This window comes from Pseudomonas sp. Leaf59 (genome assembly GCF_920984685.1).
Lineage (GTDB): Bacteria > Pseudomonadota > Gammaproteobacteria > Pseudomonadales > Pseudomonadaceae > Aquipseudomonas.
Map to the genome: position 1 here is coordinate 238,133 of NZ_CAKLBR010000005.1, position 16,176 is coordinate 254,308.

Genomic DNA, 16,176 nt, shown 5'->3' on the forward strand with positions numbered 1-16,176 from the left:
CTCCGAACCGTCGCCGCAAACACCTCAGCGAACCGCGTAATCCAGCACAATCCCCACAAAAATCGCCAACCCCGCCCAGTGGTTGTGCAAAAACGCCTTGAAGCATTTCATGCGGTCCCTGTCCCGCGTGTACCAGAATTCCCACACAAAACAGCCCGCCGCCGCCAGCAGCCCCAACTGGAACCAGCCGCCCAGTTCGAACCGCGCGCCGGCCAGCAACAGGCACACCAGCGACAGGCCCTGCAGGGTGAGAATGATCACCCGATCGGCATCGCCAAACAGAATCGCCGTGGATTTCACCCCGATCCTCACATCGTCGTCGCGGTCGGTCATTGCGTAATAGGTGTCATACCCCACCGTCCACAGCAGGTTGGCGATATACAGCAGCCAGGCGGTGGCCGGCAGGTGGCCGGTTTCGGCGGTAAACGCCATCGGCATGCCCCAGGAAAACGCCGCGCCCAGCACCACCTGCGGGTAATAGGTGTAGCGCTTCATGAACGGATAGCTTGCCGCCAGCGCCAGGCCGCCGAGGGACAGCAGGATGGTGCTGGCATTGGTCAGCAGCACCAGCAGGAAACTGATGCCCATCAGCAGCGCAAAAAACACCAGTGCCTCTTTCGAGCTGATCCTGCCGCTGACCAGCGGGCGTTGTTCGGTGCGTTTCACGTGGCCGTCGACCTTGCGGTCGGCCCAGTCGTTGATCACGCAGCCGCCCGCACGGGTGAGCACCACGCCAAGCACGAAAATCACGATATTGAGCAGCGACGGCGCGCCCTTGCCGGCGATCCACAGCGCCCACAGTGTCGGCCACAGCAGCAGGTAGATGCCGATGGGCTTGTCCATGCGCGTCAACTGAATGAAATCCCAGGCCCTGGGGTTCAGGCGATTCAGGGACTTGAGCACACGTTGATACATCAGCAACTCTCCGGATGGTCATGCAGCGCCTGCCAGAAGCCCGGCAGGAAGGTTTCCGCCACCAGCACGCTCAATGCCCCGCGATCAAAGCGCGAGCGGCGTGCCCACAGCCTGTCGGCCTGGTCCGGCGTGGGCAGCCACTGGCGTGGGTAATGGCAGACCTCAATGGCCTGGCGGGTAAACGCGTGGTCACAGAACAACAACTCACCCAGCGAGCGGCTGCCCAGCGCGTCCATGTGCAAGCCGTCACCCTGCAACGCACTGCGCGACGCTACGCTGCGGGCAAATACCCACGGCTGGCCGTGCCCGCGCAGGTACACCTCCCGCACCCAGCCGAGCGTGGCTGGCGGCAGGCCCAGCGCCGCGCATTCGTCGTCCCGCAGCGCTTGCCAGCCTTCGACCAGCGGCGTCACGCTGAACGTGTCGTTGGACAACCCTGTCAGCCGCCGCGTGAGCGAGCCTTCGTCGAACAGCCAATCGAGGATCAGGGGCGCGGGTGTCGGGCGCAGAAGGCTCTGGGGCAGCCATTGGCAAGCATCGGAAAGCGCGGTTGAGTGCGGCACGGCGAGTCAGTATGGGCAGTAAAAGAGGCGCCGAGCTTATCATGGCGTCCTGACCTTTTGCCGGGCTGAACCGGCCCCATGCGTCGATCGTGCTTGCATCTGCCGGTCCCGATCAGTACAAAACGCCCTGAGCCGCGCGGCAACGCTGGTCTATCGACCGCCGGCCAAGATGCCTGGACCCTGAGGAAGCAAGTGATGAAGAAGTGGCAATGTATTGTCTGTGGCCTGATCTACAACGAAGCCGACGGCTGGCCGGATGATGGAATCCTGCCGGGCACCCGCTGGGAAGACGTCCCGGAAGACTGGCTGTGCCCGGATTGCGGCGTAGGCAAAATGGATTTCGAAATGATCGAAATCGGTTAATTACTGTTTTCAGAAACGTACTACAAGGAGAAAGGAATGAACGCACCTGTCGTGATCATCGGCACAGGACTGGCCGGTTACAACGTGGCCCGGGAGTTTCGCAAGCTCGACAGCGAAACCCCGTTGCTGCTGATCACCGCAGATGACGGGCGCTCCTACTCCAAGCCCATGCTCTCCACCGGCTTTGGCAAGAACAAGGAAGCCGATGGCCTGAGCATGGCTGAACCGGGCGCCATGGCCGAGCAACTCAAGGCCGAAGTGCGCACCCACACCCGCATCAGCGGCATTGACCCCGGCCACAAACGCCTGTGGATCGGCGAGGAAGCGGTGACCTACCGCGACCTGATCCTGGCCTGGGGCGCCGAAACCGTACGCGTGCCGGTTGAAGGCGATGCGGCTGAGCTGATTTTTCCGATCAACGACCTCGAAGACTACGCCCGCTTTCGCGCCGCCGCTGCGGGCAAACGTCGAGTGCTGGTGCTCGGCGCCGGCCTGATTGGCTGTGAATTCGCCAACGACCTGATCCTCGGCGGCTATGAAATCGACCTGGTGGCGCCGTGCGAACAAGTCATGCCGACTCTGCTGCACCCTGCGGCGGCCGCTGCGGTACAGGCCGGCCTGGAAGGCCTGGGCGCGCGTTTCCACCTGGGCCCGGTGCTCAACCGCCTGCAACGCACGGCGGATGGTCTTGAGGCCCACTTGTCGGACGGCAAGGTGATCCCGTGCGACCTGGTGGTATCGGCCATCGGCCTGCGCCCGCGCGTCGACCTCGCCGCCGCCGCCGGCCTGCAGATCAACCGTGGAATCATGGTGGACCGCCACCTCAAGACCTCCCATGGCAATATCTATGCCCTGGGCGACTGCGCCGAGGTCGATGGCCTGAACCTGCTGTACGTGATGCCCCTCATGACCTGCGCCCGCGCCCTGGCCCAGACCCTGGCCGGCAATGCCACGGCGGTCAGTTATGGGCCGATGCCGGTTACGGTGAAAACCCCGGTTTGCCCACTGGTGGTGTCGCCACCGCCACGGGGTACCGAAGGCGTGTGGAGTGTCGAAGGCGAGGGCGCCAACATCAAGGCCCTGTGCCGCGACGCCAGCGGCCGCCTGCTGGGTTACGCGCTGACCGGCAGCGCCGTGATGGAAAAACTGGCGCTCAACAAGGAACTCCCGCCTTTGCTGGCGTAAATGCCTGTCGTTCTGTCGGAATAAGCACGTTTTTGCCTAGAGAAAGGTCGCCGCGAGGCTGGCGCGGCGTCTGTGGGCATGCCATCCTCACTCCCGTCTGCCGCAGAGTAGAGCCTGCGGCGCTTTGGGCGCCGTTCCGCCAGAGAGTGGCACGGACATAACAACAAAAAACCGTCAAAGAGGCTTCATCTATGCGTAAACCAGAACTCGCAGCCGCCATCGCTGAAAAAGCGGACCTGACCAAAGAACAGGCCAACCGTGTGCTCAACGCCGTCCTCGAAGAAATCACCGGCGCCCTGCACCGCAAGGACAGCGTCACCCTCGTTGGTTTCGGCACCTTCCTGCAACGCCACCGCGGCGCCCGCACCGGCAAAAACCCGCAGACCGGCGAGCCGGTGAAAATCAAGGCGAGCAACACCGTTGCGTTCAAGCCGGGCAAGTCGTTGAAGGACAGCGTTAATCCGTAAGGGGCAGTACTGCCTCGAAGGGAGGCGGGGTGGTACGGAAAAAAATGGGCAAGCCGACTGGGTCGGGTGCCCATTTTTGCTGCGTAAAAACAGCAGTTGGCTCTGGATCAGGTTGCCGAGTTCGTCGTAGTGGTGTTGCAGGTTGCCGCCGGCACTCTGTTCGCCAAGCAACTGACCGACAGCGTCGTAGGCGAAACCCAGGGCTTGGCCGTTGCCTTGCAAGTCGGTTAAGGGTTAAAGGGGATGAATTTATTTAACTATAAATTCTAAATGTCCACCTCGCTTAACTGCTAATCAACAAACTTGGGTGATGGTGTGGAAGGTTTTTTATTGTCATCAAAATATGGGTCAATCAATTTTTCGTCGAAATACCTTTGGTCTTCATTAGAGCGCGATTTCAAAAACTACTTTGCCAAAGCGATTTTTGATTTGGTAAGAGTTTTCATTGATTTCCGAACTTTTAAAGAGGTCGCTTCGGTCAATAAAGCCGGGAAGTTCATGCATCCAGATTTTATTCGCTGTCGGGCTGTTTTCTTCGTAATACCAGCCTTCACCCACTTGCGCATTAAGCAGTCTGTAAATATTTATTTTGCGTTTTTTGTCTTTGCTGATTTTTGACAGCTTTTTAATCGGAGTTTCTAGCTCAAACTGCAGTTCTGACACCGCTTCAGCAGTTGAGTTTATGATCTCCAAAGATGCGCTGTTACTATCTTTCCGTATTGCAATAGCAACAAGTGCCAGTCGTAACTCTTCCAGTAGTTTTTTGTCCTGGTTGAGGCGGTCCAGAGAGAGAAATTTTTTGAAATCAAAGTCCTCTATAAAAATGTTTGTCACGCCTAGGACGTTATCAAATAGATCTTCGTCGCCGCGTGGGCCAAGTGAAACAACTATTTTACTGCTGCCGTTTATTTCGACCTTGGGCAGTAATGTCATGAATATCTGAGTAATATGATGACTCAGTTGGCGTATGCGAACACCGTCTGTCAGAGCGGACGCATCACTTTCTTGCAGAGTAAGCATGTTCAAATTCATTGCGGTGCTCACTTCGAAAAACTAACGGTTATCAGGCATGCCGTACAATTTAAGGTAGCCATCTCTTGTGTCAACCTGTGGTAACGGGTTTTTGTGGATCGGTGAAGGCATGTCGCCGTTATTTCTCGCCGCATGTTTGTCCGTGATCTTTTGCTCAGTAGCTTTGGCTTGAAGTCGTGTCTTGTTTTTTTCGACGATCACTGCCTTGTAGCGCCCAGCTTGAGGCTTGTTCAGCGCATTGACCTGTTGGTTGGCACGCGGTGATGTACCATTTTTATTTAGCGGACGCCCGCTGATCCCCGGCTTCATCATTCGTCCTGTTTTTGTATCAACGATAACGTAGACGTGATTAGGATTTTTGCTCGAATGGCTGTTGCCGTGGACTTTTCCACTGTCTCCACACGTGAGACCTAATGGATCGATCCAGCCAAAGGGATTGTCGGCATAGAGGTAGGTATTGATCCCCCCCGCCAACCCAATCGGATCCGGCGTAGTAAACCTTCCCACATCCGGATCATAAAACCTGAACGTATTGAAATGCAGCCCCGTCTCCCGGTCCAGGTACTGCCCCTGGAACCGCAGGTTCTGCTCCTCAATGTAATAAGGTTCGCGCACTTCCTCCAGCGTGTTGCCCCACACCCGATACGTTGCGCACCAGACCTCATGGCCCTCCGCCTCGGTCAGCTGTTCCGGCAACCCATTCAGGTCGTTGTGGTAATAGCGAATTTTTTGCAGCGACCCAACGCCATCGACACGAGCCAGAGGCTCATATCCGCCGTCATCTTCATAAACATAAAGACTCGTCTGGCTGTGTTTATGCTCCTGCAACAACCGCAGGCCATCCCACGTAAATCGCGTCTCCCCCAACGGATACCCATCACTGCCGTGCTCGGTTTTTTCAATCCTGCGCCCCAGCGGGTCATAGGTCATCCTGACCACGCGGCCATCTTCGTTGCGCACTTCTATCAGCCGGCTTTCAGCGTCATATGCAAACCGCTGCACACCGCGCTTGGCGCTGCGTTTCTCGATCATCCGGCCAAACGCATCGTAGCGATAACGCTTGTCCTGATAGGTCAGCAGTTTGTTATGCACCACCAGTCCGGCACCTGCCTGCGGGCCGTCGAGCAGGTTGGCGGCGGCGTCGTAGGCGAAGGTTTCGCGCTGGCCGTGCAGGCTGTCCTGGCTGGCGATGATGCGGCCGGTGGCGTCGTAATGCAGCAGTTGGCGATGTTGTGCGGCGGGTTGCTGGTCGAGTTTGCCGATCAGGTTGTCGGCAGGGTCATAGTCGAACTGTTTTTGCGCCGCAGCGGGCAGCAGGGACGGCTGGTTGGCGTGACGGCGCTGGCGTGAGCGCAGTCGGCCGCTGCGGTCGTATTCGCTGCGGGTGCTGAGCTGGCCCTGTGTGCGCAGTACCTCGCGGTGCAGGCGGTCGCGCTCGAAGTCGCTGATCACCTGGCCGTCAAGGTTGATCTGGTGCAGATGGCCGCTGCCGTAGTACAGGCGATTGAGCCAGCGACCGTCGGGCAGTTGGCTCTGGATCAGGTTGCCGAGTTCGTCGTAGTGGTGTTGCAGGTTGCCGGCTGAACGCTGTTCGACCAGCAGTTGGCCGAGGGCGTCGTAGGCGAAGCCCAGGGTTTGGGCGTTGCCTTGCAGATCCGTGAAGGTGACCGCCGTGAGCTGATCGACCGCATCGTAGGCGTACTCGGTACGGCCATCGTCGGTGGTCTTGGCGATCAGTCGGCCAACCGAGTCGCGTTCCAGCTCATGCACGATAGGAGCTGGCGGGGTTTGCGGGACTACCGCCAGGCCACTGCCCTGCGGGGCGGGAACAGCGGTCACCGCAATCACATTATTCAGTGGGTCGTAGCTGTAACGCTTGGCGCTGCCGTCGAGATCCTGCTGTTCTGTCAGCCGATCCCCGGCATCCCAGGCGAATCGGTAGCGCTCACCGTTCTCGTTGATCAGCGCTTGCAGCCGCCCATAGCTGTCATAGCCGAACTGCACCTGTCGGCCGTGGGCGTCGGTACGCTGGCGGACCTGGCCGCGACGGTTGTGCTGATAAAGCGTGGTGTGCCCGGCCGGGTCGGTGTAACCCAGCAGTTGCCCGCTGACGTCGCGCTGGTATTGCTCGGTGCGTCCGTCCGGCAGTTGGCTGCTGAGCAGGCGGCCCTGGGCGTCATAGCTGAACAAGGTGCGCTCGCCGAGGGCGTCGGTGATCACCTGCAAGTTGCCGCGCGTGTCGTAGCCAAAGCGGGTTGGATAGCCCGAGCAATCAACGTGTTCCACCAACTGCCCGAACGGGTTCCAGCGCAGCTTTTTGCTCTTGCCGGTGGCGTCGATGATTTCCACCGGCTGGCCGTGGTCGTCATAGCGGTAGCGGGTGACGTGGCCCAGCGGATCGGTTTCGGCGACGCAGTTGCCACGCGCGTCGTAGCGATACTGCCAGCTGTTGTCGGCCGCGTCGGTTTCCACCAGTGGCAAGGCCCAATGCTCCAGCCACAACGTCGAATCACTGCGCCCCAACGGGTCGCTCTCGCCGATCAGGTTACCGGTCTCGTCATAGCTGTATTCATAGCGCCCGCCTTGCGGATCGGTGGCGCTGAGCAATTGGCGTTCGTCGTTCCACTCAAACAGCCAAGTCTGGCCGAGGTTGTCGCTGTACTGAATGATCTGGTGCTGCGTGTTCCACAAACGGGTGCTGACCCGCTGCAAACCGTCGGTGATACGCGTGAGACCAGCCTGCAAGTCATAGTCGAACTGGTAAGCGTCGCCCTCATCGGTCCAATGCCGGACCACACGCCATTCCAGGTTTTCAACACAGGCCCACTCATAAAAACAGCGCAACCCGGTGGGCAGTTGATGCTCCACCATCCGCAGGCCGTTGTCGTAGGCAAAACGCCGCTGTACCTGGCCGGTCGCGTCGCGTACTTCAGCCAGGCTCCCGGCCATGTCATAGCCGTAGCTGACCAGCACTTCACGACGCTGATCGGGATACAAACGTTCGATGCGCGCCAATTGGCCCTGTTCACGAACCAGCTCAACCTGCACCAGATCGAACGTATCGCGCAGTCGTAGCAGATGCCCAGCTTCGTCGTAGTCGATATGAATACGGTTGTCATTGCGGTCGCCGAGTTGGCTCAGACGCAGCCGCGCGGGGTTGGCAGACGGCTCGAACAACCGGTACAGGCCATCGTCGCTTTCGATCAGCAACTGCCCATTGAGATGGCGGCGCACCGCGAGCCCTTCACCGGCGCTGAATACCGCGCCGCCCAAAGGAATCGAGCCCATGTCGATTGCTCGGCCCTGCTCGTCGGTGTAGATCAGCGTTTCACCACCCTCAGGATGGGGCAGAATTTCGACGCACACTTCATAAGCCACGCTCCAGCCAGCACCCAACAAGCTGCCCGCGCGTTCATCGCGGCTGTTGTAGACCCGTTGCCAGGTAATTGGCAGGATGCCGGGCAGCACGAAGTCCAGTTCCTCGACATCGCCCAGCACTTTCGCGCCAGTGGCGGCGTGGACGGGGTTCGACGAGCCCATCGCCGCATTCGCCATCGCACCCATCGCGCTGCTGACGGCCATCGACGTCGCACCGCTGATCAGCATGCACGGCAGCTTGCTGAAGAACTTGCCCTTGCCGCCCTTGAGCATCAACAGCGCCGTCACCGCCAGCCCCACGCCCGGCGTCTTGCCGCTGCGAATCTCGCGCACCACCACCGAGCCGCCGCCAATGGTCACGTTCGACGAGATCAGCCCGGAGGACACCACGGTGGCATCGCACGTACTGCGGTCACCGCTGCGTACCGCCGGCTGACCATTGATCGTGACTTTGTCCGAACCCTCGGCCAGAAACTGCGGCGGCATTGGCGGGTGCTTCATGCACACCACCAGGTCCAGTGGCTTGGGCACAGCGCCGGGCGCCGGTGTAGCGACAGTCGGACGCCACATCTGTGAGAAGAAACCCTCGGCCATGTCCAGGTAGCTGGCTTCTGGCTCCGTTTCGGGCTCTTCCAGCTCGGTACCGGCCGGCGCGACATGGGAGCTGATTGCTCCTGCTGCTCGCGCGGCCGGAATGTTGTTGGTCAGGGTGTCGGTGGAGCCGGTGAGAATGTTGGCCTGCACCGTGGGTGGAAACAGGGCGTTGCTGAAGCTATCGCATAAATTCGTTAAGCCTTTGTCGGCTCCGGTCTTGCTCATGGCCAGCCCGACAATCGTGCCCACCACCGCGCCCAGCAAAAAGCAGCCGAGGCCGCCGGTGGCCACGGTAATGCCAGTGGCCGCAACCACGGCGGCGGTCGCTACGGCGGTGATCGCGATATTGGCCGCCACCTCCAGCACCCCGCCGAGGATGTCCGCCATCATCGAGGTGTGGGACAGCGCATCGCCCATTCGGGCCGCCCACAGTGCGTCAGACATGCGCGGTGTCCAGGGACGTGTCAATTCTATCGAGACTTTCCATCGTCAGTCAGCTGCCCCCGTGTGGTTACGGCATGCTCATCAAAGCTGTTCGCAGGCGCTTGATCAGCCGCGGATCCTCAAGGCAGTCGACAGGCCGTACGTTGTCGAGGGCAGGAACTTTGCGCTCGATCCACCACAGCCCTTCCTTGAGCCCACGCCTGCCACGCAGCACAACGGCCAAGTCCAGGTCGCCGCCCAGTGCTTGCGCAAGGGTGTGCGCGTCTTCGTCGAGATAGTCTTCCTTGTACAGCTCTACCGTACTTTGCCAATCGGCATCGCCGGGGTATTCATCTTCAAGTGGCATGATCAGAACCCTGCAAATGATATTAAGTTGCTGCCGGTCGGGTTTCGCGCGGATGGGGCAAGAATCCCATCATAGCCATTGGCTTTCGCCCAACTGCCGATCTGGTGAGTTTCGGTGTATTTGTCACCCGTAATGCTTTTGAGTGATACACCTAATTGTTTGCGCACGTCGGCGCGCGTCAGGTCCAGCACGTTGTTTAACTGCACCTTTTTGCTGACCAGTACTCGTGAGGACAGGTCCACACCCCAATGGGTGACTTCGCCCAATGCGGTCTTGCGCGAGTTGGCGCCATACACGCCACCCAGTCCCTTGGCCGTGTATCGGTGTCGGGACTCCACATTCCACTTATGTGCCTGCCAGGTCGTACCGATGCGTCCAGGCTCCTCGAATCGATACACCGTGCGATTGACCTTGCGGCCTTTGGGTGGGCTTGAGCATTTCATCAGGCCCAAGGGGTCGATCCAGCTGACCGGGTTGGGCGCGTATTGGTAGAGATTAAGTCCGCCTGCCAGACCAATTGGATCGGGTGTAGTGAAGCGCCCGATATCGGGGTCATAAAAGCGCAGGGTGTTGTAGTGCAGTCCAGTCTCCCGGTCCAGGTACTGGCCCTGGAACCGTAGGTTCTGCTCTTCGACGAAATAGAGTTCGCGTACTTCCTCGACGGTATTGCCCCAGACTTCGTAACTCGCCTTCCATACCTCATGGCCGTCGCTTTCCGAGAGTTGCTCTGGCAGACCGTTGAGGTCGTTGTGGTAGTAGCGCACCTTTTGCTGGTCACCCAGACCATCAATCCTGGCCAGGGGCTCATAACCCTCATCGGCATAGAGATAGAGACTGGTCTGCGGGCCTTGGTGCTCCTGCAGCAGTTGCATCGCATCCCAAGTGAAACGGGTCTGGCTCTGCTGCGTACCCTGGCGGTCGAAGGTGGTCTTGGCGATGCGTCGACCCAGCGGGTCGTAAGTCATCTTGACCACAGAACCATCGTCATTGTGTACCTGGGCCAGGCGTTGCTCTGCGTCATAGCTCAAGCGCTGGGAGCCGCGCCGAGCGCTGCGTTTTTCAACTACCCGGCCAAAACCATCGTAACGGTAGCGCTTGTCGCGATAGCTCAGTAACTGGTTGTGGGCCACGCGTCCCGTGCCGTCCAATAAATTGGCGGCTGGATCAAAGGCGAAGACTTCCCGCTGGCCCTGAAGGTTGTCCTGGCTGGCGAGAATGCGTCCGGTAGCGTCGTAATGCAGAAGTTGGCGGTGCGTTGCGCCTGGCTGGCTGGCGACGCGTTCCACCAATTGATCGCTGGTGTCATAGCCGTATCGGGTTTGTACCGCTGGCAGCAGTACCGACTGCCCCTGTTGCCGACGCTGGCGAACACGAATCCGACCGCAACGATCGTACTCGCTGCGGGTGCTGACACGTCCCTGGGTACGCAGCACTTCGCGGTGCAGCCGGTCGCGCTCGAAATCACTGATCACCTGGCCATCCAGGTTTATCTGATGCAGGTGCCCACTTCCGTAGCGCAATCGGTTGAGCCAGCGTCCATCGGGAAGCTGCGTCTGTATCAGGTTGCCCAGCTCGTCGTAGTGGTGTTCCAGGCGGCCGCCGGTACTCTGTTCAAAAATCAGCTGGCCGAGGGCGTCATACCCGAACTCCAGGCTTTGTTGCCCGCCGTCATGGCCGGTGAAGTGGATGGCTGTGACCTGATCCTGTTCGTCATAGCTATATTCTGTGCGCCCGTCTGCGGTGGTTTTCGTGATCAGTCGCCCGGCAGCGTCTCGCTCCAGGTCGTGAGTGATGGAGCCTTCGGCACCAGTTGAAGCAACCGTCTCCACGCAAGTGACATTATCCAGCGGATCGTAGGCATAGCGCTTGAGCGTGCCGTCCAGGCGCTGCTCCAGGGTCAGTCGATCACCGGCGTCCCAGTCGAAGCGATAGCGCTCGCCGTTCTCGTTGGTCAGGTTCAGCAGGCGACCGTAGGCATCATGACTCAGCTCCACACGGCGGCCGTGGGCGTCCGTACGCTGGCGCAACCGTCCGCTTGGCGAGTGTTGGAAGTGCGTGGTGTGCCCGGCGGGGTCGCTGTAGCCGACCAATTGCCCACTGGCGTCACGCTGATAGTGCTCACTGCGGCCATCTGGCAACTGTTTGCTGGTCAGTCGCCCCTGATCGTCATAAGCGAAGCTCGTGCGCTCGCCAAGGGCATCGGTACTGCTGAGCAGCAGCCCACGCTTGCAGTAACTCAAGCGGGTCGTCAGGCCCGAACAGTCGGTGTGCTCGCTGAGTTGACCCAAAGGCGTCCAGCGCAAGCTCTTGCTTGCACCGCGCGCGTCGATAATTTCCAGGACTTGTCCGTGAGCGTCGTGACGATAAGTCGTCACGTGGCCCAGCGGATCGGTTTCGCCGATGCAATTGCCACGTGAGTCATACCGGTACTGCCAGGCGTTGCCGGCGGCGTCGGTCTCCACCAGCGGCAGCGCCCAATGTTCCAGCCAAAGGGTTGACTCACTGCGCCCCAGTGGGTCGGTGGTCTCGCTCAGATTACCGGCTTCATCGTAGCTGAACTGGTATTGCCCACCGCTTGGGTCGGTCGCGCCCAGCAGTTGGCTTTCAGCATTCCATTGGAACGCCCAGGTACTTCCCAGAGCATCGATGGACTTGATGATCTGGTGCCGTGCATCCCAGTGGCGGGTGCTGACGCGCTCCAACCCGTCGATGATACGGGTGATACCGTTGTCCAGCTCATAGTCGAATCTGTAGGTGTCGCCGCTATCCGTCCAGTGCCGAACCACGCGCCATTCGCGCTCATCCACCCACGCCCACTGGTAGAAACAGCGCAGCCCGGTAGGTAATTGATGCTCGGTCATGCGCCGGCCGGAGTCATAGACAAACCGGCGTTTCACCTGCCCGTCGGACTGTCGCACGGCTGCCAGGTCGCCGCAGCTGTCGTAGGCGTAATGCATCAGTACTTCACGGCGCTGATCAGGGTACAGCCGCTCGATATGACTGACACGGCTTGGCCAGGTGGCGTCGTAATTCAGTTCGACCTTAACCAGATCGAAGGTGTCTCGCAGCTGCCGCAGCCGTCCGTTGTCGTCATAGTCCAGGTAAATACGGTTGTCATTGCGATCGCCCAGCTGGCTCAGGCGTAGCAGCGAAGTATCCTGCGGCGCTGGTTCAAACAGTCGATACAAGCCATCAGCACTTTCGATCAGCAGTTGGCCACTGAGGTGGCGTCGCACGCTCAGCCCTTCGTCAGCACTGAACACCGCGCCGCCCAAGGGAATGAACCCCATGTTTATGCGCCGGCCCTGCTCGTCGATGTATAGCAGTTGCTCACCCCCCTCAGGGTGGGGGAGACGCTGGACGCTGACCTCGTAGGAAACGCTCCAGCCAGACCCGAACAGACCATCGCGGCGTTCGTCCCGGCTGTTGTAGAACCGCTGCCAATCGATCGGCATGATGCCGGGCAGGGCAAAGTCCAGCTCTTGCGGGCCGCCCAGCACCTTGGCCCCGGTGCTGGCATGCACCGGGTTGGATGAGCCCATGGCCGCATTGGCCAAGGCGCCCATGGCCTGACTGACGACAAATGAGTTGACGCCCGCCAGCAGCATGCAGGGCAGATTACTTAGAAATTTGCCCTTGCCACCCTTGAGCATCATCAGTGCGGTCACTGCCAGGCCCACTCCCGGCGTCTTGCCGCTGCGAATCTCGCGTACCACCACTGAACCACCGCCGATGGTCACGTTTGGCGAAATAGGTCCCGCTGACACAACCGTGGCATCACACGTGCTGCGGTCGCCGCTGCGCACAGCCGGCTGGCCGTTGACCGTAACCTTTTCAGATCCTTCTGCAAGAAACTGCGGTGGCATCGGTGGATGTTTGGTGCAGGTCACCAGATCCAGGGGTTTGGGAACGGCACCTGGTGCGGGTGTGGCGACAGTGGGGCGCCACATCTGGGAGAAAAAACCTTTGGCCATATCCAGGTAGCCTGGTTCTTCTGCATCGTCAGACGCGGGGTCAGGCGCTTGGTTTTCGGTGCCCGCCGGGGCGACGTGGGAGGGTATGGCCCCGGCAGCTCGCGCCGCAGGTATTGAGTTGATCAGGGTATTTGTCGACCCGCTGATGATCGTTGCCATGACTGCGGGAGGGAACAGCGCGTTGCCGATACCCTCGCACATGGCGCTCAGCCCTTTGTCAGCTCCGGTCTTGCTCATGGCGACGCCGACAATAACGCCGACGACGGCGCCCAATACGCACGCGCCAAGCCCACCTGTCGCGACGGTGATCCCGGTGGCCGCTACTACGGCAGCCGTGGCCAACGCCGTGATCGCCACGTTAGCGGCGACTTCGAGCACGCCGCCAAGGATATCGGCCATCACAGAGGTATGGGACAAGCCATCCCCCAACCGTGCGGCCCATAGCAGAGCGTCAGACATCCAGAGGTTTCGTCACTGTGGCACGTCGAACGACAGCGAACTCTTGATCAATGCCCAATGCGCCGCCTCAGCATCCCCAAGCGCGTCCGCCTTCACATAACTCAAGGCAAGCATCTTGCGCGTGCCCGGAATCACCAGTGCCAGTTGATACTGGAACACCTTGTCATTGCCCTTGTTGAACTGGCTGCGCAGTTCGATGCCTTCGACTTCCTGCGCCGCACCCAGGCGCACGTCGACGCCCGGCTGATAACGCAAATCCTGCACCTGTTTTTCCAGGCGCTGGAGTTGATCGTTGAAGTTGCTGTGCAGGGTTTCGCCATCGGCCAGCAAGCTGCGGCTGACGATCAGGGAGGTGCCCAGCTCGGGGAACTTGAGGATGTTGATCGTCGCGTCCTGCAACTCGGCGGCCGGCAGTTGAAACTGGAATTCGTTGATGCGGTACGTCATGGCAAGCAGTCTCGTCAGGAGCTTTTGGGGGCGGGGAAGGCGGCTTTGATATTGGCATCGATAGCGGCTTTAACGCCCTGGCCATCAGGTGTTGCGCCAGCGCCGCCGCCGTTGTTCAGGTGCAGCACGCCGCCGGTGTTGAACTCTGCGTCGCCGCTGGCGTAGAAGCTGATTTGCACGCCGGTGAGGTTGATCTGACCGCTGGCGTTCAGCTCCAGGACGCTTTCGCCGCAGACCAGACGCAGGTTTTCACCCACTTCGATCACGTAGCTCTGGCTAATGCTGTCGGTCTTCTTTTGGCCGACCGAAAGAATGTCTTCCTGTTTGACGATGCGCAGTCGGTTGTTGCCGATGGTCACTGTCTCGTTGTGGCCGATGCTCTTGTTGCGGTCATGCCCCACCGAGTGGCTCTCGTCCACCTCCACCACCATGTCCTGATTGCGCTCGGCATGGATATACAACTGCTCCAGCCCCTTCTTGTCCTCCATGCGGATTTCATTGAAGTTGGCCGGTGTGCCGCCCTTGCTCGAACGGCTTTTCATGCCGCTCTGGGTGGCATTCTCCGGCAGGTCGTAAGGCACCGTCTGCTCGGCGTTGTACACCCGCCCGGTGATGATCGGGCGGTCCGGGTCACCTTCCAGAAAGCTCACGATCACTTCCTGGCCGATGCGTGGAACCTGCATCGAGCCCCAGTTCTTGCCGGCCCAGGACTGCGACACACGAATCCAGCACGAGCTGTTCTCGTTGGACTGGTCATGACGGTCCCAGTAGAAATGCACCTTCACGCGGCCGTACTGGTCGGTCCAGATTTCCTCGCCCTTGGGGCCGACCACCAGCGCCGTCTGCGGGCCTTTGACGATGGGCCGATGGGTGTTGGCCAGCGGGCGGAAGCTTTGCTGGGCGGCGATGCAGGTCAGGCTGCTTTCGAATTGCGCCGAACCCGAGCCGCCGCCGCTTTCCAGGCTTTCCTGGGTGATGTAATAGCGGCAGCCGACGATCAGGTATTCGCGGTTCTGGTCCTGGCGGCTGAAGCCGGTGAGGCTGAACAGATGGCCTGACCCCAGGCCCCGGGCATTGCCGGCGAACTCGATCTGCTCGTGCAGGGTTTGCAGCGCCTCGATGCGGGTGCGCGCGTAGTGTTCGCCATCGGCGCTTTGCACGTAAGTGCCGGGGTAGTCGTACAACGGATAGTCGCCGGCGGCGTGCGGGCGTGGCATCGCCGAACGCACGTCGATGCTGGCGCTGGGGCGCTGGAAGTCGTAGTCGTTAAGCTCCAGCGAGCCCGGCTGCACTTCCTGGGCGAGGTGCCAGTTGTGCATGTGGTCGCGCTCGCGCTGCTGCTCGTCTTTGGGGTAGTACGGAATTGATGCGTAGCCGGGCACCGTGGTGTGGGCGCCATAGGCGTCGGCCAGCACCAGCACGTGGCGGTCCTGTTCATGGCGGAAGAAGTAGTAGATCCCTTCCTGTTCCATCAGGCGGCTGACGAAATCAAAGCTGGTCTCGCGGTACTGCACGCAGTATTCCCACTCGCGGTACGGCCGGCTCAGGGCGTCTTCGAAGTCGGAAAAACCCAGGTCGCGAAACACCTGCTTGATGATCTGCGGGATGCTCAGGTTCTGGAAAATCCGACAGTCCGAGGTACGGCTCAGCAACCAGAGCCATGGGCGCAACGTCACCTGGTAACTGGCGAACTGGCCCTGGTCGATGTTCTGGCTGCAGCGCGCGACGATGCCGTGGAAGTGTCGCTCACCGCCGTCCGCCAGTTGCACGCCCACGCTCATCGGTTTGCCGAGCAACTGGTTGAGGTCGATGTTGGCGTCCAGTGACGTCAGTTGCAGCTCATAGTTGAACAGCCTTCCCAGCTCTTCACCGCCGCCCATTTCATTGAGCAGCAGCACATCCGGCCCGAGGGGGCTGGTGATCCTGGCCAGGCGTGAGGCTTGGTTGAATAGCATCGGTTGTCCTGTAATAACTGAATAACTGAAGAAACCGGATCAAGTATGGGAGGG

Annotated in this window: 12 protein-coding genes; 4 read left to right on the plus strand and 8 right to left on the minus strand. The window is 60.1% G+C overall.

Going from position 1 to position 16,176, the window contains the following annotated elements:
- Positions 1-24: 24 nt before the first annotated feature.
- Complete coding sequence (gene ubiA / locus LUB09_RS08005; protein WP_209986500.1) at positions 25-915, minus strand: 4-hydroxybenzoate octaprenyltransferase; 891 nt, start codon at positions 913-915, stop codon at positions 25-27.
- On the minus strand, positions 915-1,478 hold the full coding sequence (locus LUB09_RS08010) for a chorismate--pyruvate lyase family protein (protein ID WP_209986497.1): 564 nt from the start codon (positions 1,476-1,478) through the stop codon (positions 915-917). The genes ubiA and LUB09_RS08010 overlap by 1 nt, the downstream gene beginning before the upstream one ends.
- Before the next feature lie 195 nt (positions 1,479-1,673).
- On the opposite strand from LUB09_RS08010, the gene LUB09_RS08015 reads away from it, so the two are divergent.
- The 4 genes from LUB09_RS08015 to LUB09_RS23880 all read left to right on the plus strand — a co-directional run bounded on the left by LUB09_RS08015 (position 1,674) and on the right by LUB09_RS23880 (position 3,724).
- Positions 1,674-1,841 (plus strand): rubredoxin, encoded by a 168-nt coding sequence (locus tag LUB09_RS08015; RefSeq protein WP_105521282.1) that lies wholly within the window; start codon positions 1,674-1,676, stop codon positions 1,839-1,841.
- A gap of 36 nt (positions 1,842-1,877) precedes the next feature.
- A complete protein-coding gene (locus tag LUB09_RS08020; RefSeq protein ID WP_231422279.1) occupies positions 1,878-3,026 on the plus strand; it encodes an NAD(P)/FAD-dependent oxidoreductase in 1,149 nt (382 codons plus the stop codon).
- A 191-nt stretch (positions 3,027-3,217) separates the two neighbouring features.
- Positions 3,218-3,493 (plus strand): HU family DNA-binding protein, encoded by a 276-nt coding sequence (locus LUB09_RS08025; protein WP_003213368.1) that lies wholly within the window; start codon positions 3,218-3,220, stop codon positions 3,491-3,493.
- A gap of 96 nt (positions 3,494-3,589) precedes the next feature.
- Positions 3,590-3,724: a hypothetical protein gene (locus LUB09_RS23880; protein ID WP_269325482.1), complete on the plus strand. Its 135-nt coding sequence runs from the start codon at positions 3,590-3,592 to the stop codon at positions 3,722-3,724.
- 153 nt (positions 3,725-3,877) lie between these two features.
- Here LUB09_RS23880 and LUB09_RS08030 read toward each other — a convergent pair whose 3' ends face one another.
- The 6 genes from LUB09_RS08030 to LUB09_RS08055 form a co-directional block, all read right to left on the minus strand.
- Positions 3,878-4,513 (minus strand): hypothetical protein, encoded by a 636-nt coding sequence (locus LUB09_RS08030; protein WP_231422280.1) that lies wholly within the window; start codon positions 4,511-4,513, stop codon positions 3,878-3,880.
- A 33-nt stretch (positions 4,514-4,546) separates the two neighbouring features.
- Positions 4,547-8,941: an RHS repeat-associated core domain-containing protein gene (locus LUB09_RS08035; protein WP_231422281.1), complete on the minus strand. Its 4,395-nt coding sequence runs from the start codon at positions 8,939-8,941 to the stop codon at positions 4,547-4,549.
- 67 nt (positions 8,942-9,008) lie between these two features.
- Positions 9,009-9,287, minus strand: a complete 279-nt coding sequence (locus tag LUB09_RS08040; RefSeq protein WP_231422282.1) for a hypothetical protein — start codon at positions 9,285-9,287, stop codon at positions 9,009-9,011.
- A 2-nt stretch (positions 9,288-9,289) separates the two neighbouring features.
- A complete protein-coding gene (locus tag LUB09_RS08045; protein WP_231422283.1) occupies positions 9,290-13,720 on the minus strand; it encodes an RHS repeat-associated core domain-containing protein in 4,431 nt (1,476 codons plus the stop codon).
- A gap of 12 nt (positions 13,721-13,732) precedes the next feature.
- On the minus strand, positions 13,733-14,167 hold the full coding sequence (locus LUB09_RS08050; protein ID WP_231422284.1) for a DcrB-related protein: 435 nt from the start codon (positions 14,165-14,167) through the stop codon (positions 13,733-13,735).
- Positions 14,168-14,181: 14 nt separating this feature from the next.
- Entirely contained in the window at positions 14,182-16,122 is a 1,941-nt protein-coding gene (locus LUB09_RS08055; protein ID WP_231422285.1) for a type VI secretion system Vgr family protein, read from the minus strand.
- Positions 16,123-16,176: the final 54 nt, after the last annotated feature.

Excerpts from the sequence above, each read along its gene's own strand:
- LUB09_RS08055 (WP_231422285.1), bottom strand. The coding sequence starts at position 16,122 with ATGCTATTCAACCAAGCCTCACGCCTGGCCAGGATCACCAGCCCCCTC.
- LUB09_RS08015 (WP_105521282.1), top strand. The coding sequence starts at position 1,674 with ATGAAGAAGTGGCAATGTATTGTCTGTGGCCTGATCTACAACGAAGCC.
- LUB09_RS08020 (WP_231422279.1), top strand. The coding sequence starts at position 1,878 with ATGAACGCACCTGTCGTGATCATCGGCACAGGACTGGCCGGTTACAAC.
- LUB09_RS08045 (WP_231422283.1), bottom strand. The coding sequence starts at position 13,720 with ATGTCTGACGCTCTGCTATGGGCCGCACGGTTGGGGGATGGCTTGTCC.
- LUB09_RS08030 (WP_231422280.1), bottom strand. The coding sequence starts at position 4,513 with ATGCTTACTCTGCAAGAAAGTGATGCGTCCGCTCTGACAGACGGTGTT.
- LUB09_RS08035 (WP_231422281.1), bottom strand. The coding sequence starts at position 8,941 with ATGTCTGACGCACTGTGGGCGGCCCGAATGGGCGATGCGCTGTCCCAC.
- LUB09_RS08050 (WP_231422284.1), bottom strand. The coding sequence starts at position 14,167 with ATGACGTACCGCATCAACGAATTCCAGTTTCAACTGCCGGCCGCCGAG.
- LUB09_RS08040 (WP_231422282.1), bottom strand. The coding sequence starts at position 9,287 with ATGCCACTTGAAGATGAATACCCCGGCGATGCCGATTGGCAAAGTACG.
- LUB09_RS08025 (WP_003213368.1), top strand. The coding sequence starts at position 3,218 with ATGCGTAAACCAGAACTCGCAGCCGCCATCGCTGAAAAAGCGGACCTG.
- ubiA (WP_209986500.1), bottom strand. The coding sequence starts at position 915 with ATGTATCAACGTGTGCTCAAGTCCCTGAATCGCCTGAACCCCAGGGCC.